Source organism: Cellvibrio sp. ATLC23, assembly GCF_057196725.1.
The window spans coordinates 220,615-243,324 of sequence record NZ_JBXUOS010000006.1; the positions used below are offsets into that span (position 1 = coordinate 220,615).

The 22,710-nt window shown below is 45.6% G+C and carries 14 protein-coding genes; 8 read left to right on the forward strand and 6 right to left on the reverse strand.

What is annotated here, in order from left to right; genetic code table 11:
- Positions 1-67 precede the first annotated feature (67 nt).
- From gatA to AC2CG4_RS11945, 5 genes are all read left to right on the forward strand, one after another.
- Positions 68-1,522: an Asp-tRNA(Asn)/Glu-tRNA(Gln) amidotransferase subunit GatA gene (gatA, locus tag AC2CG4_RS11925; protein ID WP_484486462.1), complete on the forward strand. Its 1,455-nt coding sequence runs from the start codon at positions 68-70 to the stop codon at positions 1,520-1,522.
- 15 nt (positions 1,523-1,537) lie between these two features.
- On the forward strand, positions 1,538-2,983 hold the full coding sequence (gene gatB, locus AC2CG4_RS11930) for an Asp-tRNA(Asn)/Glu-tRNA(Gln) amidotransferase subunit GatB (protein ID WP_484486463.1): 1,446 nt from the start codon (positions 1,538-1,540) through the stop codon (positions 2,981-2,983).
- A gap of 105 nt (positions 2,984-3,088) precedes the next feature.
- The gene (locus tag AC2CG4_RS11935; protein WP_484486464.1) at positions 3,089-3,385 is read left to right on the forward strand and encodes a PA4642 family protein; all 297 of its coding nucleotides are present in this window, start codon (positions 3,089-3,091) and stop codon (positions 3,383-3,385) included.
- 307 nt (positions 3,386-3,692) lie between these two features.
- The gene (locus AC2CG4_RS11940; RefSeq protein ID WP_484486465.1) at positions 3,693-5,195 is read left to right on the forward strand and encodes an OmpA family protein; all 1,503 of its coding nucleotides are present in this window, start codon (positions 3,693-3,695) and stop codon (positions 5,193-5,195) included.
- Between the two features lie 114 nt (positions 5,196-5,309).
- A complete protein-coding gene (locus AC2CG4_RS11945) occupies positions 5,310-6,104 on the forward strand; it encodes a DUF1206 domain-containing protein (RefSeq protein ID WP_484486466.1) in 795 nt (264 codons plus the stop codon).
- On the opposite strand, the gene AC2CG4_RS11950 is transcribed toward AC2CG4_RS11945, so the two are convergent.
- Complete coding sequence (locus AC2CG4_RS11950; protein WP_484486467.1) at positions 6,096-6,965, reverse strand: RluA family pseudouridine synthase; 870 nt, start codon at positions 6,963-6,965, stop codon at positions 6,096-6,098. The genes AC2CG4_RS11945 and AC2CG4_RS11950 overlap by 9 nt on opposite strands.
- 340 nt (positions 6,966-7,305) lie before the next feature.
- Between AC2CG4_RS11950 and AC2CG4_RS11955 the strand changes: the two genes are divergently transcribed.
- The 3 genes from AC2CG4_RS11955 to AC2CG4_RS11965 all read left to right on the forward strand — a co-directional run bounded on the left by AC2CG4_RS11955 (position 7,306) and on the right by AC2CG4_RS11965 (position 10,476).
- Positions 7,306-8,079: a LuxR C-terminal-related transcriptional regulator gene (locus AC2CG4_RS11955; protein WP_484486468.1), complete on the forward strand. Its 774-nt coding sequence runs from the start codon at positions 7,306-7,308 to the stop codon at positions 8,077-8,079.
- 165 nt (positions 8,080-8,244) lie between these two features.
- Positions 8,245-9,579, forward strand: a complete 1,335-nt coding sequence (locus AC2CG4_RS11960) for a trypsin-like serine protease (RefSeq protein WP_484486469.1) — start codon at positions 8,245-8,247, stop codon at positions 9,577-9,579.
- Positions 9,580-9,594: 15 nt separating this feature from the next.
- Positions 9,595-10,476, forward strand: a complete 882-nt coding sequence (locus AC2CG4_RS11965; RefSeq protein WP_484486470.1) for a hypothetical protein — start codon at positions 9,595-9,597, stop codon at positions 10,474-10,476.
- Positions 10,477-10,715: 239 nt separating this feature from the next.
- On the opposite strand, the gene AC2CG4_RS11970 is transcribed toward AC2CG4_RS11965, so the two are convergent.
- The 5 genes from AC2CG4_RS11970 to AC2CG4_RS11990 all read right to left on the reverse strand — a co-directional run bounded on the left by AC2CG4_RS11970 (position 10,716) and on the right by AC2CG4_RS11990 (position 22,689).
- Positions 10,716-13,700 (reverse strand): TIM-barrel domain-containing protein, encoded by a 2,985-nt coding sequence (locus tag AC2CG4_RS11970; RefSeq protein ID WP_484486471.1) that lies wholly within the window; start codon positions 13,698-13,700, stop codon positions 10,716-10,718.
- Positions 13,701-13,777: 77 nt separating this feature from the next.
- A complete protein-coding gene (locus tag AC2CG4_RS11975; protein WP_484486472.1) occupies positions 13,778-15,487 on the reverse strand; it encodes a DUF5597 domain-containing protein in 1,710 nt (569 codons plus the stop codon).
- 102 nt (positions 15,488-15,589) lie between these two features.
- Positions 15,590-18,496, reverse strand: a complete 2,907-nt coding sequence (locus tag AC2CG4_RS11980) for a TonB-dependent receptor (protein ID WP_484486473.1) — start codon at positions 18,494-18,496, stop codon at positions 15,590-15,592.
- Positions 18,497-18,552: 56 nt separating this feature from the next.
- Entirely contained in the window at positions 18,553-20,907 is a 2,355-nt protein-coding gene (locus AC2CG4_RS11985; protein ID WP_484486522.1) for a glycoside hydrolase family 95 protein, read from the reverse strand.
- A gap of 297 nt (positions 20,908-21,204) precedes the next feature.
- A complete protein-coding gene (locus AC2CG4_RS11990; RefSeq protein ID WP_484486474.1) occupies positions 21,205-22,689 on the reverse strand; it encodes a tryptophan halogenase family protein in 1,485 nt (494 codons plus the stop codon).
- Positions 22,690-22,710: the final 21 nt, after the last annotated feature.

Below are 22,710 nucleotides of genomic sequence, written 5' to 3' on the forward strand. Positions count from 1 at the left end.
GTTTGCATTGACGGAAATGGGCGCGGCAAGCAGCGCCCCTACAGTAAAAATTTCAGGAATTTTTTGAATGCATCAATTCACCATTGCCGAACTGGTCAAGGGTCTGCGCAACAAAGACTTTTCCAGTACCGAAGTGACCCAACATTATCTCGACCGCATCGCGCGTCTCGATAGCACTTACAACAGTTATATCACTGTGACTAACGACATAGCCCTGCAACAAGCCGCTGCTGCCGACAAACGTTTAGCCGCTGGCAACGCCCCCGCACTGTGCGGTGTGCCAATTGCACACAAAGATATTTTTTGCACCACCGGTGTCCGCACCTCGTGCGCATCGAAAATGCTCGATAAATTTATCGCGCCCTACAACGCCACTATCGTAGAAAATTATTTAAATTCCGGTGTGGTGATGCTGGGTAAAACCAACATGGATGAATTCGCCATGGGTTCATCCAATGAAACCAGCTGGTACGGCCCGGTAAAAAATCCCTGGGCGATTGATTGTGTACCCGGCGGATCTTCAGGTGGTTCTGCTGCGGCAGTGGCTGCACATTTAGCACCGGCGGCGACTGCATCGGATACGGGCGGCTCTATTCGTCAACCCGCCGCATTGTGCGGATTAACCGGCATTAAACCAACCTACGGTCGCGTATCGCGCTGGGGCATGATTGCGTTTGCCTCAAGCCTCGACCAAGCGGGAATTTTGTCGCGCACTGCGGAAGACGCGGCGATTTTGTTAAACGACATGGCGAGCTTTGATGCAAAAGATTCCACCTGCGTTGAGCGCGACGTACCGGATTACACCGCAGACTTAAACAAATCATTAAAAGGTTTGCGCATCGGTGTACCAAAAGAATATTTCGGTGAAGGTTTGAATCCACAAACTGCAAAATTGGTTGAAGATGCCATCAAAGTCTACGAAGGCTTGGGCGCAACCATTCACAGCGTCAGTTTGCCACACACGCACTTGGCAGTGCCCGCTTACTACGTAATCGCACCGGCAGAATGTTCAGCAAACTTGTCGCGTTTTGACGGTGTGCGCTACGGTCATCGCTGCGAAAACCCTATGGATTTAAATGATCTTTATATGCGCTCGCGCAGTGAAGGTTTTGGTGCAGAAGTGAAGCGCCGTATTCTCGTTGGTGCTTACGCATTGTCTGCCGGTTATTACGATGCTTATTACAGCAAAGCACAAAAAGTGCGCCGCCTGATCAAACAAGATTTTGTCGATGCATTCGACAGTGTCGATGTGATTCTCGGGCCAACCTCGCCATCGCCCGCATTCCAATTTGGTTCAAAAAGCAAAGATCCAGTGGCCATGTATTTGGAAGATATTTACACCATCGCCACCAATTTGGCGGGTTTGCCCGGCTTATCGATTCCTTGCGGATTAGTGGATAACAAACCGGTTGGCTTGCAATTGATTGGTAACTTTTTTGCTGAAGGTCAATTGTTAAATGCTGCACACCAATTCCAGCAAACAACTAACTTCCACCAACAATCCGCCCCTGGCATTGAATAAGAGAGGAATACAAAAATGCAATGGGAAACCGTAATCGGCTTGGAAGTTCACGTACAACTGGCCACCAAAACTAAAATTTTCTCCGGCGCCAGCACCGCGTTCGGCGCTGAGCCAAACACTCAAGCTTGCGCGATTGATTTGGCACTGCCCGGCACACTGCCAGTCGCCAACGAACAAGCTTTTCGTTTCGCCACTATGTTTGGTTTGGCGGTAAATGCAGAAATCGGCAAGCGCTCCGTGTTTGAACGCAAAAATTATTTCTATCCTGATTTGCCAAAAGGTTATCAAACCACACAATTAGCTGAACCAATTGTCGGCGCTGGTTTTGTAGATCTCGAATTGGAAGGTGGCCGCACCAAACGCGTTCGCATTCACCACGCGCATTTGGAAGAAGATGCAGGTAAATCCCTACACGAAGATTTTGCGGGCATGAGCGGCATCGATTTAAACCGCGCCGGTACACCGCTGATTGAAGTAGTAACCGAGCCAGATATGCGCAGCGCCGAAGAAGCTGTTGCCTTCGCCAAAAAATTGCACTCTATCGTCACCTCGCTGGAAATTTGCGATGGCGAAATGAGCCAAGGCTCAATGCGTTTTGATGTGAATATTTCTGTGCGCCCCAAAGGCCAGGAAAAACTCGGCACACGCACTGAAACCAAAAATTTAAACTCATTTAAATTTATGGAAGAAGCCATCGCACTGGAAGTTGAACGCCAAATTGATGTATTGGAAGACGGCGGAAAAATTCGTCAGGAAACGCGCCTGTACAACGGCGATACCAAAAAAGCCCGCAGCATGCGCAGCAAAGAAGATAGCAATGACTACCGCTACTTCCCCTGCCCTGATTTGTTGCCGGTGATTCTGGACGATGCGTACATCGAATCGGTACGCGCACAAATGCCGGAATTGCCCGAAGCCAAACGCGCGCGTTTTGTTGAGCAATATGGTTTGAGCAGCTACGACGCTGGCCAAATCACCATGGATAAATTCGCCGCAAGCTTCTTCGAAGCATCTACCAAAATTTCCGGCGAAGCCAAACTCACTGCCAACTGGATCATGGCGGATTTAGGTGCTTACCTGAATCGCACCGAACAGCGCATTGACCAATCGCCGATTACACCTGAATTACTCGCTGGTTTGGTTCTGCGTGTAAAAGACGGAACTCTCTCCAGCAAAATCGCCAAGCAAGTGTTTGAAGCTATGTGCAACGGCGAAGGCGATGCCGACACCATTATCGAAACCAAAGGGTTAAAACAGGTTTCCGATACCGGCGCGCTGGAAAAAATTATCGACGACATTCTCGCCGCTAACGTCCCACAAGTAGAAGGCTACCGCGCCGCGCCAGAAGATAAACGCGCAAAAATGCTCGGCTTCTTTGTGGGCCAGGCAATGAAAGCATCCAAAGGCCAAGCGAATCCGCAAGTGCTGAATGAGTTGTTGGTTAAGAAATTGAATGGCTAATTAATGTTAACCGCAAGGTGGGTGGAGCCTAATAGCGATACCCGCCGCGTTGTTGGGTATCGCTACACTCCACCCAACCTACAAAAAAGTAGAAGAGAACTAAACATGAGTTTACGTAAAGACAAAGAAAAAGTCCTCGGCGAAACTTTCGACGATGACCGCATCAAAACCTTTTTAAACTACCCAGCTCCCGCTGGCGTAAATGCCGATTATCACCTGCTAGAAAAAGCCTATCGCGGCATGCTCGGCGAAAACTTCAAAACCTTCGTGAAGTTTTTTGTTGAAGCAGGAAAAGATATAAACGCAGTCGGTCCGGAAGGCAAAACTTTTCTGCAAGTGGTAAAAGCTCACCGCAATGGCGAAGAATATGCACTTGCACTGGAAGCTATCGGCGCAAAATAGTTTTTGTCTACGTTTGGAAATGAAAAGGTCAACACACGCAAACACCTTTTTCATTTCCAACCGTTTTGGGATTGGAACGCTTGCAACAATATTTATCATCAAGAATGTTCTTGTAAATCCTGGTTGTAACACTTCATCTTTACTCACGGCAATACCTGCTTCCTCCTCACGTAAATTCTATGTATGACAGCGCACGGAATCGTTGTCAACGCATCGTAATACTGCTGACTAAAGGGTCGTTCTAACTTGGGGTTAGAACACGTAATCGCCCTATTTCACATGCTTGCGAAAGTTCTTGGAGGAACACATGAAAAAAAACCATATCTCGGCTGATAAAAAACAATTTAAAAAATTGCCCAACACGTTTCGTTATGGGCTACTCGCCCGAGCAATTGGATTGACGACAATGCTCGCCAGCCCACTCGCCTTTTCACAAAGTGACGAACTAATCGATGAGGGTTTTAATTTTCGCGCCGAGCCCTCGCACTGGTATATCGGCGGCAATTATGGTCGTACCGTTGAAAGTATTGATGATGGTGAAATTGCCAACACCATCATTGGTGGAGGCTTAACCGGTATAGAAGATGGGGACTCAGATCGAGGCTACAAATTTTTTGTTGGCTACCAATTTAATCATTATATTGCGGTTGAAGCCGGTTACGTTGACCTAGGTGATTTTGGTGTCCGAGTCGCGCGCGATCCAGAAGTAGGTACCTTAACCGGAGATACTAGCTATAAAGGCTACAACTTGGATGTTGTAGGTACTTGGCCGCTGACGCAACGGCTATCAGCGTTTAGCCGTGCAGGTGCTTTTCATTATGAAACCGAAGAAAACTTCGTCGGAACGCAAAGCTTGGCTGCGTCACTTTCTCGCGATGATAAAGACACAGGTTATAAATTTGGTGCAGGTTTGGAATATTCCTTTACTGAACGTTTATCTGCGCGTGTTGAAGCCGAACGCTATCGCATTGAAGATATGCTGGGTGATAACGGCAGTGTAAATCTCTATTCAATTGGCGTTGTATATCGTTTTGGAGACCGAGCCGCTCCACTAAAACCCACACCGAAAGAGCCGGTTGTTGCGCAGCAGGAATACTGTAGCAATATGGAAATTCACTTTGACATTAATCGCGCTGATCTTCCACGTGCAGAATCCGAACGTTTATACGCAGCCGGGGCATTTCTGAAAAAATATCCTGACACCAAAGCGATCATTCAGGGTCACACCGACAATGTCGGCAGCAATCAATACAATATGCAACTTTCGCAACGCCGCGCGGAAAGCGTGCTGCAATATCTGGTTGATCAACAGATTGACGAGTCACGCATTTCCACCGTCGCACGGGGTGAAGAAGACCCGATCTCCACTAACGACACCGAAGCAGGTAAACGCGAGAACCGGCGCGTAAACACGATCATTGATTGTGTAAAAGACGTTGAGGGCATTTCTCTACCGGAAGCGCGCATCACTCTAGCTGCACTGGTGGAGTTCGATGAAAATAGCGTAACAGTGGATAACAAATATCACAGCGATCTGGAAAAAGCGGCGCAATATTTACAAGACAATCCAAAAGTTACTGCTCATGTGGAAGGTCATGCTGCAGACATTACGTCAACTAACAAAGCACAAGAAATATCTGAGCGTCGCGCAGCAAATGTAGTGGATTATTTAGTAGAAAAATTCGGCGTAGAACGTTCACGCCTAACGGCAGAAGGGTTTGGTAAACTTCGTCGCGTGGCCTATAACACTACGGAAGCGGGCAGACAACAAAATCGTCGCGTCAATATAGTGTTGCACTACCCACGGTAGATAGAGCAAAGCAGTTTAGCGACGATACACCTTGGGAGAGCCCAAGTATTTTCACAAAATTGTGATGGTACTTGGGCTTTTTCGCCCCCCTCCTTTTTATCAGAGTAGCGTGATATGCCCCCTACAACACCCCCTCCACGTTTCCATCATGTCGCCAAAATAGGATACCTCGCTCGGAGCATCGTTTATCTGGTAATTGGAGGCCTAGCTGTTTTGACGGCGCTTGGTATGGGAGGAGAAACTACGGATAGCAAAGGTGCGATCGTGGAAATAATGCAACAACCTTTTGGTAATGTTTTGCTCGTGTTACTTATTATTGGTCTAATCGGTTTTGTAGTATGGCGGTTGGTTCAATCCATCAAAGATACCGATGACCACGGCACGACTGCAAAAGGTGTAGTGATACGGACGGGCCTTTTTGCAAGCGCTCTCAGTCACGGCTTTCTGGCATGGTGGACAATAAAATTATTAATGGGGAGCGAAGATCGCTCGCAAAGTGGACAGCAGCTTTTATCCTCCAACATTGGGCAAATTATCATAGGTTTAGCCGGGCTTGTATTTTTAGGCACGGGCTTAGCGCATATCTATAAAGGTTGGAGCGCCAGCTTTCAACGCTATATGAACATTCCCCCAGATATACAGAAATGGGCGAAACCACTATGTCAATTTGGCTTAATATCGCGTGGGGTTGTGTGGTGTATAGTGGCATGGTTTTGTTTCAGCTCAGTTATGTCAGCCCAAAGCGGTGAAATAAAGGGATTAGTTGAAGCGCTGGAATTTGTACGCGCAAGTGACTATGGCGTTTGGTTTTTCGGCATTATTGCTGCTGGTTTATTCGCGTTCGGTTTGTACAGTTTTCTTCAATCACTGTATCGAAAAATTAAGCCCCCCTCCCTCTCGTCACCCTAAGGGCGACAATAGCCTCATCAACGCAAAAAAATCAGCGGGCGCCGGTGTTTCGAACGTTAATTCTTTGCCAGTTTTTGGATGAATTATTTTTAAACGCAACGCATGCAAACCCATGCGATTACCCTTGGTGCCGTAGCGTTCGTCGCCTACTACTGGATAACCCAACCAGGATAAATGGGCGCGAATTTGATGCTGACGACCCGTGTCGATTTTTACTTGCAACAGCGTTCGCGCATTGCTGGTGCGCTCGGTTTTGTAATGAGTGATGGCAGATTTTGCATCTGGATGAGCGCCTACGTGCATGCGGTATTCCACCTCATCCAAACGCAGGGGTTGATCAATGGTTCCCTGCGTGGGAGTTGGGCAGCCTTCTACAATCGCCAAATAGGTTTTTTCGGCTTGATCCCACTTGTCCATCACCGCTTCACGTATTTCCCGTGAAGTCGCGAATAACAAAACGCCGGAAGTGTCGCGATCAATCCGGTTTACTGGCCACAACTTTATGGCTTGTGTGCGGTGGGATAATTGCTTGCGCAAAATAGCCAGCGCGTGTTGTTGCGTTTCTTTGGGGTTTCCTACGGATAACAAACCCGCGGGTTTATTAATCGCAATCACATCGCGATCTGAATATAAAATTTCCAATTGTGATGGGGAGCTATTGGCTGTTTTAGCGGTTGCGCCAACCTCCACCAAATCACCTGCATTAAGCGCGTAATCGTGCTGGGTAGTGGATGAACCATTTACGCTGACACAGCCAGTTTGCAAGCGCTGTTTAATTTTACTGCGCGCCCAACCCTGCAGTTGTTCACTGAGAAACGCCATAAGCCCGGCAGGCTTTTTAACGTGCAATTTTTCCGACATAAGCTTGGCTCTGGCGTTAAGCTCTAAGGCGCGCGGCGCACAACAAGCTTAAAAGGAATGGTCAAGAATGCTTGACCATAGTCGGAAGAGCCGAAACGGACGCTCATACGAAAAAGGAAAAATATTCAGTAGGCCGCCACAATAACACCCAACTGCACCCTATTGCCAATTAACTAGCGCGTTCACCCATTTGCATTAATTAACATCACCCCTGTAATAACGAGTAATAGCTATGCCCCATAGGGTTTGCTACTAATTGCCAAATCAACGAAAAAGTATAAGATCAATCTGGTCTGTCGCTGTTTTATTGTTGTTGTCCGTCACGATAGGGAAAAACAATATGAAACCAAATACGCAACTACTACATAACGTATGGAAAAATTCGCAAGACCTCATCACCCAAAAAGATATTGCCCTTGATAAGTTCCAACTGGATGAGCTAATTTCATCCGCCTTTAGTGCCGGTCCTTACTATTTTTACATCGTTGATTTTTTTGACTTTTCAATAAAATACATGAGCCCTTTGGTCGAAGGTATTCACGGGGTAGACCCTGAGACCACCAGCTTTCAGGATATTCTCGATCAAATGCACCCTGACGATATGGACTTTGTCGCCCGCGCCGAAGCCAAAGTATTTGATATCATCGGCGGCCTGGGGCCAGACAAAGTCAAAAAATACAAAACCTCTTATTGTTTCCGTTTCCGAACCGCCGATGGCAGCTATCAACTATTCAACCACCAAGCCATCATCCTCACCACCGACGAACATGGACGCATTGCCAAATCCCTCAACATCCACACCAACCTAAACCATTTAACCAATAAAAATAATTTTAAAGTATCAGCTATAGGTATGTTCGGTGAACCATCTTATCTCAACATGGACGTTTTAAACGACACACCCGCACCAGCATCAAGCACTCCCGCCCTCAGCAAACGCGAAAAACAAATCATCCAATTAATGGCCGACGGTTTTACCAGCAAAGAAATCGCCGAAAAACTTTTTATTGCCGTAAACACGGTGAAAAATCATCGCAAAAACATCTTCAAAAAATCCAACTGCAAGAATGTTGGGCAACTGGTGGTGAGGTGTGTGATGGATTGTTTGGTGTAACGAATTTTAAAAATAGCTCTTTGGGGCTATAGGAATGTCGAAAAACCACACTTAGTATCACTTCATCTATTAAACAACTAACACAATATTCTAAATACTCCGACTGACATATACATCCATAAAGGGTATTGATAAGTAAACGTGCGTTTTTCTTGGGGCAACGGAATGAGCATCTCGAAATATTCTTTTACTTTAGTTATCTGTGTCATTTTAATGGCGCCCTCAAAATCATCTTCTTCTGAAAACATTCACGAGAAAGAAGTGGCACAACTCAAAGAGTTTGGACTAAAGCATAGATCTTTGGGCAATGAATTTGAGTTAAAAGTTCGTAAAACAGAATTTGTAATTCTTAATTCCCAAAATGGCAATATAATTCCATTTACTGAAGAATATGTCGATCTCCTTAAAAATGAGGGAAAAGTCATCTTGCCAGATGACTCCTCGGCTACAGAATCTTTAATAAATTTTTACGATCAGCCATCGCTCAAGAATATTCTCGGCACTCTTGATTATCAGTTTAGAACACAAGATAAAGATAGCGTTCCTGTCGTTGCACTTTCAAAAACACCTTCAATTGAAAACAAAAAAAACCAAGATGAACTAATAGCTAGTATTTCGTCTCCGGAGGCGGAGAGATGCAAACAATTAATTCCTGCGATCACTGGGCACTTATCAACAATGTTTGAAGAACGGGCTAGCAGGGATCACTTTAAAGAATACAAAGAAAAATGCGGGCTTAAATCACTAAAAACATTTAAATCAGACTATATAAGTGAAATAGAAAGTAGGTTATCTGCAATTGTAGATGAGGATGGAAGGGTTATTTGCAGCGGATTTCTTATTGCAACTAATTCTGTAATTACTGCCAGACATTGCTTTAACAGCATTAATATAAAAAGCACAACCGACTACAAGGTAATGATAAACAATCAACAAAAAACCATTACTGGCAACATTAGGGTTGAAAACATTGCTTGCAATAAACTACAAAAAAATAATAGTATTTTTAGAAGATTATCTTTGCAGCCATGCGATTATCTTTTAGTGAAATTGAAAGATACAGTTCCCATTGAGATTGATAAATTTCCGGTTTCGGATGAAATTGATTTTATGGATAAGATAATTGTCGTTGGTTATCACTCAATTAATCATTCGTATGAAAATTCGGCTTATGGGAATGGATTAAATTGGATAAATGGGGTAGTGGTATCTGACCACGCCATGTGTGTCATCTATAAAACAGAAAAAATAATTATTAATGAAAGCGAAGAAAAATGTTTTTCTCATGGCTGCCAAACGATTAAGGGAATGAGTGGAGCTCCGATATTTAAGATCATTAATAATAAAGCATATTTTACTGGAATACAGATTGGAACCACAAAGTTCGATAATACTAACTGGTTACAAAACGCTAATTCATACTGCAAATTTATACCCGATATGGGACAAGATAGTGTTGTTAATAACTTAGCAATTAAAACAAATTTAAGCAGCATCTAACCAAAGGAAATAATTATGAAATTAAAAGTATTGGCAATATCAGCGCTATTGGTTTATTCAAACTTTTCAGCAGCAGCAAACAAAGAGGCAACTGTTTCTACTGCAAGCCTTGGCGGAGAATGCAAATCTGTACCTAGAGATGAAGATGAAAACACGGCTGAAAATGCTCTAGTTGTTGGAATGATAGCATCAGCTGTTGTATCTGAATCAATTTCGTATATTGCAAAATGGCTAACTGATTTTAAAGACACATTCAAAGGCGCAGACTCTGCAACAAACGTAGGTTACTTTTTTTGCTCAAACGAAGGCACCAAAAATGACATTGGAATTCATGAATATTTAATCTACAAAAGATCTGATAGAAATTCAAACAAAACCTTAATAGAAATAAAAAGTAAAATTGAAATACTAAAAGGAATACAAGGGTCAGTCGGATTTTTTACAATAACTCCTGATTCATTAAGTTACCTCAAGCCAATTGCTAAAAATGGAAAAGTAAAGGATCTTACCATTGTTTATTCATTTACTTTTTTCGGAAAAGATGGATCCGAAACAACCATGACCGCAGACCCAATTTTATTCGAATCAGTTAAAACTGGAAGCACCTTAAGCGATTTAAATGCATATGGTACAAAGGCAATTTTCCCTTTGCCTGAATCCATTAGAGTTAAAACTACGAAAAGTGGCGATTCATTTTTAGAAACCCCTTATAAGTTGACCATTCAAGTTTCAGAGGTAAGTCCTGGAAAGGGGGCAGAATTAGCTGGAAACATCGCAAAATCAATTGGAGAGTCTTTAGAAAATGAGAATGATGCACTCACAAAACTTATAATAAGCAAAATAATTAAAGATGATAAAACTGGCGACTCTGGTCAAACGCAGGAGGACGAAAACTGATATAATGGCGACATCAAAGTTAAATAAGCGCTATTAGGAAGAAAGTAAACCCCACTGCTTGTGAGACTGTAACCAATATATAATGCACTGTGAGCACAAACAAACTTTGATTAATATGTACTAGAATAATATTAACTGCCTTTTTCTAAGTTATATCTTTTTTAAAAATTTTTCGCTTAAACAAAAATCCCGACCATTATTCAATGACCGGGATGTTTGTTTATCGCCACTCACGAAAATTACTTCACCATTTTCACCGCAACAGCTTTACCTTTGTAGGTAATTGTCTCTTGCACCGATTTATCAAAATTCGCCGCATCTTTGTTGGCGCCAGTGATAAAGCGAACACTAATACTGCGCTCGTTGGCCATACCGGTGAAGCTGCCGATACGGTCGCCAATGGTGACTGTGCCGGTGGCATCATCGTAGCTAACGGGAATGCGTGCCCACTCGCCTTGCTCGTATTTGGTTGAACGGCCATCATCTTCGTAAATCTCGAAACTGCCGTTTGCACCTGTGTAGATGTTCAAGGTTAAGGGTGTATTCAAACCTTCATCCACGTGTTGAATCGCGGCACCGGTCGGAATAATTGCGCCCGCTTTTACAAACAGCGGCATTTGTGACAAGGGTGCAGCAGCGGTAATGGTTTGACCACCGCTTAACTTCTCGCCAGTGTAGAAGTTGAACCAATCACTGCCCGCAGGCAAATAGACTCCACGTGAACGCGCTTTGTTTTCATAGACAGGGTTGACCAGAATCGATGGGCCAAACATGTATTGGGTATTGATGTTCCAACCTTTTTGATCATCGGGGAAATCCATCACCAGCGGACGCATAATTGTGCCGTCTTTGTGATAGGTATCGCCCGCCAAGGTGTAGATGTAAGGCATTAAGCGATAACGCAATTTAATGTAACTTTCGAGCGTGCTGTAAACTTCTGTGCCTTCGTCCGCGAGACTAAAAATTTCGCGGTAAGGATATTGTCCATGCGAACGGAACAATGGCACAAAGGCGCCGAATTGAAACCAGCGCACATTGAGCTCTTGCCAATCTGCAACCAACTCTGGTTTCAAATCACGAATCGTAAATACTTCGCCACCGGTTTTATGACCCCAGCGATATTTATCTTCCGGCGTAAACCCGCCTATATCAAAACTCCAGTTAGGCATACCGGCAATACCGGTGCTCACACCTGCAGCAACCTGATCTTTTAAATTGTTCCAATCCGATGAAGTATCGCCACTCCAAATCGCTGAGCCAGTCCGTTGAATTCCACCAAAACCTGAGCGGGTCAAAATAAATGAACGCTTCTCGGGGCTGGTTTCGCGCTCACCGTTATACACCGCAGTTGCATTTGGAATGGCATAGGAGTTGAAATTTTCTGCACCTGAAGCAATGCCACCTTCGCGGCTCATTAATTCTTTGCGCTTGGTGAATGACAAGTTTGAGTGAATATCCGGCTCGGCCGCATCTAACCACCAGGCATCGAAGCCTTTGGATTTAATTTTTTCGTTCAGTTGCTTCCAGAAAATTTCTTGTGCTTCTTTCGGGTAAGGATCGTAAAACGCATTGGGGTAGCCTTTACCAATCCAATCCACATTACCTTCTTCAATATTTTTGTTGAACATATAACCTTTATCATTCAACTCTTTATAGGTGTCGGTAGTGGGATAAAATTTTGGCCAAACGGAAATCATGATATTGCCGTTCATCGCATGAATTTTATCGTTCATGGCTTTAGGATCGGGGAAATATTTTGGATCAAAATCGTGGCTGCCCCAAGCATTTTCCGGCCAGTAAGACCAATCCAATACAATGTTATCAATCGGGATTTTTTTGTCGCGATAGTATTTAAAGGTATTGACGATTTCGTCCTGATTTTTATAGCGCTCGCGGCTCTGCCAGAAACCATACACCCACTTTGGCAGCATCACTGCTTTACCAGTTAAGTGACGGTAACCCGCGACTACGTCATCTTTGTTATCGCCAACCACAAAGTAGTAGTCGATGGCTTTGCCCGTGTCAGACGCAAGTGACAACTCGCCCTGCTCTTCTACTGGCATAGGGTCGAGATGGGTTAAACGGAAGAAACCGCCGCTCACTGTCCAATCCACTTTGATGGCTTTTTTCTCGCCTGCTTTCATGTCCATATTGTAGGTGTGGTACCAGGGGTTCCAGTTCAAACGCCAACGATCCAGCGCTAACTGACCTTCCACATAGAGTTTTGCATAACCGGAGTTATACATTTTGAAATGGTGCGTGCCGCTCTCATCCGATTGGATACTGCCTTCCCATTCGATGCGCAGGTTTTTTGCATCTTTCACTTCATCTGGAAAAGGAAATTCGCGCACGCTGTTGTTGCTAAAGAATTGGTAGTTCAAATCGGCCTCTACGCGGGTGAGCAATAATTTATCACCATCGTAGTAGCGCGCAGTCATACCACCCTCTTTGCCTTCTACATCAAATAACTTGAGTGATGCATTCAGTGGTTGGGTTTCGCGCGGGTCACCAAAGCGAGTTACTGAGTTGTTATCCCACAAGACACCGTAATCGCGGCTAGAGACCACAAATGGAATTGAAATCACCAAATTATATGTAGTGAGTTCAACATTTTCGCCCGCATAGTTTACTTGGCCGTTTTGATGCTGCCCTAAACCGAAAAAGCCCTCGTCTGTACCGCGATTAAATTCCTGGCGAATCGCAAATGAATCTGCATCAGGCTTGATTGGATCAGCGGTCACCTCGGTGAAGCTGCCGCGATTTTCTTCTTTTAGTAGCACCTCGCCTTTGGCATTGCGGAATTTTACCGTGCCATATTTCAACGATAACTCGGCAGTAAGCTGGGTAGTTTTTAATATGAGCGATTCTTTATCCTGCTCAGTACTAAATGGCACTTTACCTGCCGCGTTGGCGACAACTTGAATCGATTCAGGCAACACAGAAAAATCGTCACCGGGCAACGCGGTTACTCTAATAATTTTCTCGCTGATAACTTGCAGACGCACTTTTTTAACACTGCCATCATGCAGAGTTAACACTGCCCCATCAGGCGTCACATCCACTTCGGGGGCATATTCCATTTGTTTGGCAGGAGCGGAACTTTCTGCACTGCGCTCACTACCAGATTGTTTTGAACAGCCCTGTAAGTGCGCGACAGCAGCTACCCCGATGAGGCAGAATGTAATCATGGCTTTGCTTGAAAGCCGTTTTAATACAGATAGCATTTTTATTTTCCTCGTTTTGCGATGCAAATTTTCTGAATCTCCCTGCCCCCTTTTCCAAAGAGGGTTAGGGGGATTAATTATTCGGTCTCGTAAGTCGCCATTTTTATACGCAGCAATAATGGACGATTAGGAAAATTCAGACCCCAGTCGGTTTGGTCACCATTCCACACGCGATGCATAACCCATTTACTGTTCTTGCCATCATTGGAAGAGAAATGCCCCTCTTCCGCGCGTTCAATCATGGTTTTTTTATTAGCCAACTCCGCAGAAGGTTTAATTTCTACACGCGCGTTATACGCGGTAATTAAATATTCGTTTTCGCTTAATTGGGCAATCAATGCACCGCCTGATGCTGGTGTATTACCCTTGGGTGGATGAATCCAAAACATGGGGCGACCGTAAGTAACCTCCGCATCCCACAAGCCCAGATCCAAATGCTGGGTTAGTGCGGCAGCACGATCTTTAACCTGCTGCTCTTTTTCTTCCGGTGTTGCCTCTGCATTCCAAACTTTTTGTGTGTCGGTTTCTGTATCCAGCGGTTCAGCAACGCCCCAGACATTACTTTCATAACTTAATTTTGCCCATTCACGCATCATGGGTGACACCAAGCGATAAACTTGGGCAAAATTTTCGATGATCTCATCGTTAAAATTTTGCGCACCTAGCGGGTAGTTTGTGTAAGCAGTATCGTCCATACCAAATGGAGAAAAGCCAATTCCACCCTTGCCCAAGGTAGGGAAGAAGTACCGCACGTACGGTTGGGCGCTGCCAATTTCTGCAACAAACAAGGCGTTGTCGGGGCGGGCATAAAGATCCAATACTTTGCTCACGGTTTTGTAATCACGGAAATAAATATCCGGCGCGATTAAATCAATTGCTGGTGCCGCCGCTTTCCAAATATGCAGTACGTTATCCGTGCCACCACCACTGGAATATTGCCCAGGCAATCCCGGATTGTATGGGTTGCGCAGTGCCACATTCACATAGATGGGTAAATTTTTGATTGCCTTACCGGCCGCCGTGATCTCATTGCAGTATTTGGCGATGTAATAGGCGTGAAAAAATTCGTCGGCATCTTTACCAAAGACTTGTGCCCAGTTGCCGGATTTTAATTTCAATGATTCGATTAGATCAGTGGGCACCGGTGCCGCAAACTGCTGTTGCGCCATAGCGGAATAATCCCGCGCAGAGCCATAGGTGCCCACTTCATTTTGTACCTGCACCATAATCACGGTGTGATCTTTATCGCGTTTGGCCAAATATTTCATCAGCTCAATAAATGCTTTTTTATCGGCCTCTCGCGTATTTTTTCCCAGTGGCGAAAGTGAATTCAAGGTGTCGCCATCTTGTTTTACTACACGCGGGAAACGTTTGTTATCCAACTTTACCCATGCGGGCGCATAATGTGGCGCATTGTTTTTCCACGTGGCGAACCACAGCAAAACAACTTTTACTTTATGCTGGCGCGCTTCTTTTAACAGTACGTCCAAATAAGAAAAATCAAAGCGCCCCTCTTCTGGTTCAATTTGCTCCCAAGCAACCGGAATACTCAGGGTATTAGCACCCATTTTTTCCACTGTTGGCCACACATCCTTAAGTGCAGCAGGATAATTACTGGAATTATTTGTTTGTGCACCCAGCATAATAAAAGGCGCACCATCTACCATGAGGGCGTGTTTGCCGTTGTTTGTTACCAGTTGCGGCAACTCGCTCGCTTGTAGCTGATGCATAAAAATAATCGCGATTAACGGCACTAGTTTTTTAAACAATTGAGTGGGATATCTCATAGGTGAAGCCTCAAGCTGATTTTTCTTGGAATTTCGTGGCAGGTAAAAACTAAAATGCCCTGCATCGCTAAAGCGATGCAGGGCTGAACTTCATAGCACTAATTAAAATTTAGCACGAATACCCACAGCAAAGCGTGCGTCTTGTGCATAGGAGTATGCAATATTATCGCCCGGCTCGTTTTGATCCATGATACCCACCGTTTTTTCTTTTAGCAGGTTGGTAGCTTCCGCAGTAATGGTGTAATTATCGAGGAAGGTATAACTGACGGACGCATCCAATTGACCATAGTCATCATTGTAAACCGGGATAGAAGCCTTGCCCGACCAATCAGTAAAATCTGGATTGAATCCGTTAGATCCCACTGCAACTAAATACTCACTTCTCCATGAATAAGCCAAGCGTGCTGAAAGGCCATCCCGCTCAAACATACCAATAATATTGAATGAGTTTTTGGATAACTGCTCAGCGGGCAAGGTTCCTGCGTAGGAAGATTTATCGGTGTCCACCGGCCCAGCTAAAGTAGGTACCTTCAGCTCGCTATCGATGTAGGTATAGTTTGCCTGCAAGCCCAAACCGTTAAACGGCTCAGGCAACATATCAAAAAACTTGCTGAAGCCAACTTCAATACCGTTGATGTCACTTTCCCCATAATTGCCTAACCAGCTTGCCGTACCTGTGTAGGTAGTACCGTTGTCTGCCGTAATACCAAAAGGTGCAGTGCCCTTTCTAAAATAATCCTCAACTTGTTTATTGAAAATTGCCGCATGGGCCATGCCACCGTTACTATCGAAGTACCACTCGGCAGATATATCGAATTGATTTGCCTTCATGGGTTCCAGATACGGATTAGTATCCTGATTCAGGTTAAAGGTAATAACACCTTCATTACTTCTTGCAGGGGACATAACTATTCTTGCCCCCAAATCGGAAAAACTCGGCGCCCACACCGCTTTAGACGCAGCAAAACGGACAAACACATCTTCCGCTGCCTGCATTCTCAGATTGAAACTGGGCAACACATGGGTGTAATTGTTTTTTGCATCAAACGGTTCTGATGAATAAGGAATAATAAGACCGCCGGTTTCGGTAGATAGCTCATTCACAATGAGTGCACCGTTAGCGACGTTATCGGTCTGCACAACCCGCACACCAATATTACCGTCGATTGGCATCGCTAAATTTTCAAAAGCATAATTTGCCATCATGTACATAGCGACTTTGGTTTCTTCCTGAGTGTTGCGATAGTCAGGATTGCCTAAACGATTCCAATCCATGTACACCGAACCTTCACAGGCCCAAGAAAAAGGCTCGCTAGCACAATTACTATTAACAGCGTCCGTTGTCGCTCTAAAATTTTGTACTGCTGCACTGGAATACAAATAACCCGCCGCAGGCACAGCTACATCACCGCGTTGGAAATTATTGAATGAGTATAAATTTAGATAATCAGATGCTTGCGCCTCGGTGACTTTGGGAATTGAGTTTTTGTCAAAGCCGAACCAAGTAGCGTAACGGGTATTCCAGTCATAACCCGTGTTGACATTGTCAGCTGTTTTTTCCGAGTAGCGCATGCCGACTTTTACTGACTTAATTACATCGCCATCAAAATCATACTCGGCATCAAAACGAGCCGTTTTTGCCTCTGCATTATTGCGTTCGAAGTGAGTCATCTGTTGACCCAGACTGTAATTTTCATAGTCCGCCATATATGACGAATCAATCAAAATTGACGGTGTTTTTGTACCTACACCACTTAAGTAGGCTTCAGCCGGAATCACTTTTAACCCAAGCGTATAGTCATCTACCCTAGCTTCGGCTTTTACGTATTGCAGATCAGCAGAGAATTTCCAATGATCGTCGGGCGACCATTTAATGCCAGTCGAATAATCCGTTGTTTTTGAAATGTTATTAGCCCAACGAGTACTGGTACCAAAATCTAAACCCCAGTTCGCAGGGTTAGCAACAGTTACTGTGCCAGACTCCAGTGCACCACTGCTATTAAACGCCCAGTCATTGTTGCTGGTTGGAACCAAGGCTTGATCACCATTAGCACCTTCAAGGAAGAAAGCATTTTCGTCATAGACTGTATCGTGCTTACTTTGAAACATGGTGAAATAAAGTTCGGTCGCATCATTGGGCGCCCATTGCAATGCTAGGTATCCGCCTTCGCGAGTGCTCTCGTAATCGTTGCGACGCCAATCTACACCTTTGGAAACCCACACCTCTTCACCATTAATATCTCTTGGCAAAAAGGGGCGAGAATAGATTTGATCCGAGCGACTGGATAATTGCGACGTAGAGGCATTAATCAAAACACCGAACTCACCCAGATCGGTTTCCCAGCGGTTGCTGTACAAACCTGAATATTCACCATTCGTTTCTTTTAATTGATCGCCATAATTTGCTTTTGCCGACACACTAATCTGCTGCCCATCGGCATCGAACGGCATACGTGTGCGCAGATTTACGGTGCCGCCCAAGCCACCCTCAATCATATCGGCCGATGGACTTTTGTAAGTATCCACTGCATACATTAATTCTGCTGGAACATCTTCAAAACTTAATCCGCGACCACTCGCAGCGGAAAACACATCGCGGCCGTTCAACTCACCGCGAACTTGCGTTAAACCGCGAATAGCCACACCGCTACCTTCTGCTGCAGGGTGTTCTGCATCGTTATTCGTGTAGCGACCAACTGATACACCGGGAACGCGCTGTAACGCTTCAGTGACACTGCGATCAGGCAACTTACCAATATCTTCTGCGACGATTGAATCCACAATAGTGGAAGAGTTTCGTTTAATGTCTTGTGCTGACTGAATACTCGCACGCTGGCCAGTCACAATCACTTCTTCAACTTGTTCATCGGCTGTGTCTTGTGCGAAAACATGGGTAGCCATACCCATAGTGCTAACAACCAATGAAAGGCTTGAGGCCATTTTGATATACATTGGCAGTTGTTTTTTTAGAAAGGTTTTTTTGTGGTCAGGCTTATTGTTAGTTGTCATGATGTTCTCCAGTTAGAATTATTGAACTACCCCTAAAGTTATCTCTTGCTGTTTTTTTATTTGCCAACATTTAAGAGATATGTGCTTTCTCCTTTTGCGCTAAAGCTCCCATTGGTGCCCTTGCGTTTTAGTGCGACAGTGGCACCAGCTTGCGTTACAGTCAGAGAATATTTTTCTGCCTGTAATTGGGTTCTTAAATTAATTTTTCCCGGGTGTGTGGTGTGGATGCGAGCACGGATTAACTGCCCCTTCGCCCAATTCATATCCATAGTAATGCCGCCGCGTGCGCGCAATCCGGTTACCGAACCCGTCGCCCACGCGCTGGGCAATGCAGGAAGGAAATGCAATTCACCGTTGTGACTTTGCAATAACATTTCGGCAATGCCGGCGGCTGCGCCAAAATTGCCATCGATCTGAAAAGGGGGATGGTTATCCCATAAGTTACTCAGCGTGCTGCGCTGCAGTTGTTCACCCAACACTTTGTGTGCGCGATCGCCATCAAGCCCGCGCGCCCACATATTGACTTTCCAGGCTTGCGACCAACCAGTACCGCCGTCGCCGCGCGCGTTAAGTGTGGTGCGCGCCGCTTGTAATAATTGCGGATCTTTGTGTACGTTAATTTGCGTGCCGGGATGCAAGGCAAATAAGTGTGAGATATGGCGATGATCATTTTTAGGATCATCAACATCTTCTTTCCACTCTTGCAATTGCCCCCATGAACCGATGCGTAAACCCGCATCCAGATGGGTTAATTTTTTTTGCACTTGTTCCGCGAATGTTTTATCACCAACCGCTTGTGCTGCTTCATAGGTGTTGCGCAACAAATCAAACACAATTTGCTGGCTCATAGCCGCGCCGTTAGTAAAGCCGCCCTGCTCCGGGGAAAAACTGGGCGAGACGATCCATTTGCCGTCGCGCGGATCTTTAATTAAAAACTCCAACCAAAACTCTGTAGCACTTTTCATTAAGGGATAGGCGCGCTCACGCAGGAATTTTTCATCACCCGAAAACACATAGTGCTCGTAATAATGTTGCGCTAACCAGGCGGCAGCTTCCGGCTGCCAGAAAGCAGTTGGCCAATCGATCACGCCGGTAAAACCCCAGACATTGGTATTTAAAAAAAGCGTCCAGCCTTTTTTAACGCCGGCAATTTTCTGGGCAGAGATTTTTCCCGGTTCAACCAAACTATCGACAAAATCAAAATAAGGGCTCATCAACTCTGGCAAGTTGGTGGTCTCTGCCAGCCAATAATTCATCTGCAAATTGATATTGACGTGATAGTCGGCATTCCAGGGCGGCGTAGTGGAGTTATTCCAAACACCTTGCAAGTTGGCGGGCAGTGAACCAGCGCGTGAGGAGGCAATTAACAAATAACGACCAAATTGAAAATAAGTCGCCTCAAGGCTGCGATCCCATACGCTATTGCCTTTTTTATAGTTGGCTAATAGCTGCGGTGTAGATGTAGCGCTGGCACCTTGGCCAATATTTAATGTAACGCGGTTAAACAGACGTTGATAATCCTGGCGGTGCGCCGCTTGTAATTGCGCAAAACTTTTTGTGGCGGCGGCATCTAGTATTTGCTGTATTTTTTGATGTGGATGCGCGCCGCGATAGTGGGGATAGCGCTGCGCATAGTTGGTTCCCGCCGCTAACAAAATCACCACTGAATCGGCGTTGGTAATTTGTATTTTTTTATTGTCGATTATTGTTAACACACCGCCCTGGGGCAAAACTTGCACTTGGGTCTCATAAGCCAATTGATTGCTGTTGAGTTGCCCTGTCGCAGTCAACCGCCCCTTTTCTATGCTCAGCGTAAATGAGCGATTGTCGGGCACGGCAATACTCGTTGCGATAGAAATACTGCCCGGCTGATCGGCACTGAGTTTTATGGCGATCACCCCATCGGGATAACTGGCGAAATACTCGCGGCGATAATTCACCCCGTTATGAGTAAAACTCACCGTGACTTGCGCATCATCCAGCGATAGCTCGCGGCGATAAGCAATGACATCGCTGTCATTTATTGGCGAATCAATAATGAGATCGCCAAAGGTTTGATAGTCGCCATAAGCCGTGATTTTTCGCCCCAGCAATTCAGCGGCACGCTCGGGAGTGATCGAGCCTTTTTCGGCAATGCCTGCGCGAACTTCTGCCAGCGCTTTTGCCTGAGATTCGGCAGGGATTCCAAAATCATATCCGTCCGCTCCCGGGCCGCCAGTCCATAAGGTTTTTTCATTAAATTGAATCAGGTCGCGACTCAGGCCGCCCGCAATTACCGCCCCCATTGCGCCATTGCCAATCGGCAAACCCTCACTTTCCCAATCGCTTGCAGGACGATCAAAGCGAATCGACAAGGGCGTCGCAACCGGCGCAGGTTCAGCATGAGCAGCTGACCAGTGCACAGATAGCATCACGACCAAAGCGTTTAAGCCGTGCGTCAAAAGAGTGCTGATCTGTAAGGATGGCATTTTCATAGACGTAAATTTTATTAGTTTAATATGGTATATATGACTATTTCGATTAATCTTAAGTCAATGTTTTTATCTGTGCAAGACTTATCACCCGCAATAAAAAAGATTGAATCTTCATGCTACAAAAGGAAACACACGACAAAGCTGAGCAGAGTTAAAAGGCAGGAAGATAGAGAAGTGCCAGAAAATAGCGTGAAGCGGAGGGGGATTGCTCGGAGCCGTAGCCCCGATTGGGGATTACGACAGGGTTTTTAAAAACTCTTGATGAGAGAGAGCGTACTGAGCGCCCTGATAAACTGCACTGCGCATTTTATCCATGAGCAACTGCAGCTTTTGCGCATCCTGCACCGCTCCCGCATCCCGCGGATTCAGCCCAAAACCATAGAACATACTGACCCAACTCCCTTCCACAAAAGACTCCTGCTCCAAAAGATGGATATCGCCAGTCGCCGTAAAAATTTCAATCTTTTCAGCCAAAGTTGCGGGAATAGGCATGGCTCGCACCTGCTGCCAAAGAGGCTCCGAGCGCCCGTTGAGCGCGTAATGCAGAATGATGAAGTCGCGAATACGCTCGTATTCCAAGCGGTTGAGGCGATTGGCCTCGGCTACATGTTTGGCCTGAATTTCAAAATTGACCAGAAAACCGGCCAATTTGTTAATCCCCGTTTGGATAAGGGAAATGCTGGTGGACTCCAATGGCTCCAAAAAACCGCTGGACAAGCCAATCGCAACACAGTTTTTATGCCAGAACTCCGTGCGAATCCCCGTGGTAAAACGAATCAATCGCGGATCAGTCACTGGCTCGCCGCGCAGATTGGATAGAAGCTCGTGGCGCGCCTGATCATGAGTAATGTGTTGGCTGGAATAAACATAACCATTGCCCGCGCGATGTTGCAGTGGGATATGCCATTGCCAACCCGCGCTGCGGGCAATTGAGCGGGTAAAGGGGTCGGGTGCGATATTACTGCGGGTCTGCACGGCAAGCGCCGAATCGCAGGGCAGCCAATGGCTCCAATCTTCATACGCCACCCCCAATGCCTTCTCAATCAAGAGCGCATTAAAGCCAGAACAGTCGACAAATAAATCGCCTTCAACACAAACGCCTGACTCCAACTCCAGCGACTGAATGCAACCACTATCTGGATTGAGATGAACCTGACTGATTTTGCCTTCAACCCGCTTAACCTGACGCTGTTCAGCATAACCGCGCAGGTATTTGGCAAAGAGCGATGCATCAAAGTGATAGGCATAGTTGTACCAGGCCAAACGACTCGTCGAATCAAAACTGGGCTGGGCAAACTTTCCGGCCTTGGCCAGCTGAGTGCACAAGCAAAATTCGTCCAGCTCCGCCCTATAACCCTGCGCCTTTGCCGACCACCAGCTTTTATAAAACGGGCGATCTTCCAAGTCCACGCCATAGCCAGCAAACGGGTGGAAAAAAGACTGCTCAGGCGCCGCCCAACCCTCGAAGTGAATGCCAAGCTTAAACGTTGCGTTGGTTGCCTTGATGAATTCGCTCTCTTTAACTTCAAGATGCTTGATGAATTGGCGAATGCCGGGCACGGTTGCTTCACCCACCCCGACTGTGCCGATTAGTTCCGATTCAACCAAGGTGACGTGGATATCGACGCCATCCAACCAACGCGCCAAATAGGCTGCTGTCATCCAACCTGCGGTACCGCCGCCAGCAATGACAATATGACTAACAGGTGTAGCTTGCATGCATCTCAACTCCGGGCAAAT

Excerpts from the sequence above, each read along its gene's own strand:
- AC2CG4_RS11955 (WP_484486468.1), top strand. The coding sequence starts at position 7,306 with ATGAAACCAAATACGCAACTACTACATAACGTATGGAAAAATTCGCAA.
- AC2CG4_RS11980 (WP_484486473.1), bottom strand. The coding sequence starts at position 18,496 with ATGACAACTAACAATAAGCCTGACCACAAAAAAACCTTTCTAAAAAAA.
- AC2CG4_RS11945 (WP_484486466.1), top strand. The coding sequence starts at position 5,310 with ATGCCCCCTACAACACCCCCTCCACGTTTCCATCATGTCGCCAAAATA.
- AC2CG4_RS11990 (WP_484486474.1), bottom strand. The coding sequence starts at position 22,689 with ATGCAAGCTACACCTGTTAGTCATATTGTCATTGCTGGCGGCGGTACC.
- AC2CG4_RS11985 (WP_484486522.1), bottom strand. The coding sequence starts at position 20,907 with ATGCTATCTGTGCACTGGTCAGCTGCTCATGCTGAACCTGCGCCGGTT.
- AC2CG4_RS11970 (WP_484486471.1), bottom strand. The coding sequence starts at position 13,700 with ATGCTATCTGTATTAAAACGGCTTTCAAGCAAAGCCATGATTACATTC.
- AC2CG4_RS11935 (WP_484486464.1), top strand. The coding sequence starts at position 3,089 with ATGAGTTTACGTAAAGACAAAGAAAAAGTCCTCGGCGAAACTTTCGAC.
- gatB (WP_484486463.1), top strand. The coding sequence starts at position 1,538 with ATGCAATGGGAAACCGTAATCGGCTTGGAAGTTCACGTACAACTGGCC.
- AC2CG4_RS11940 (WP_484486465.1), top strand. The coding sequence starts at position 3,693 with ATGAAAAAAAACCATATCTCGGCTGATAAAAAACAATTTAAAAAATTG.
- AC2CG4_RS11950 (WP_484486467.1), bottom strand. The coding sequence starts at position 6,965 with ATGTCGGAAAAATTGCACGTTAAAAAGCCTGCCGGGCTTATGGCGTTT.
- gatA (WP_484486462.1), top strand. The coding sequence starts at position 68 with ATGCATCAATTCACCATTGCCGAACTGGTCAAGGGTCTGCGCAACAAA.
- AC2CG4_RS11975 (WP_484486472.1), bottom strand. The coding sequence starts at position 15,487 with ATGAGATATCCCACTCAATTGTTTAAAAAACTAGTGCCGTTAATCGCG.
- AC2CG4_RS11960 (WP_484486469.1), top strand. The coding sequence starts at position 8,245 with ATGAGCATCTCGAAATATTCTTTTACTTTAGTTATCTGTGTCATTTTA.
- AC2CG4_RS11965 (WP_484486470.1), top strand. The coding sequence starts at position 9,595 with ATGAAATTAAAAGTATTGGCAATATCAGCGCTATTGGTTTATTCAAAC.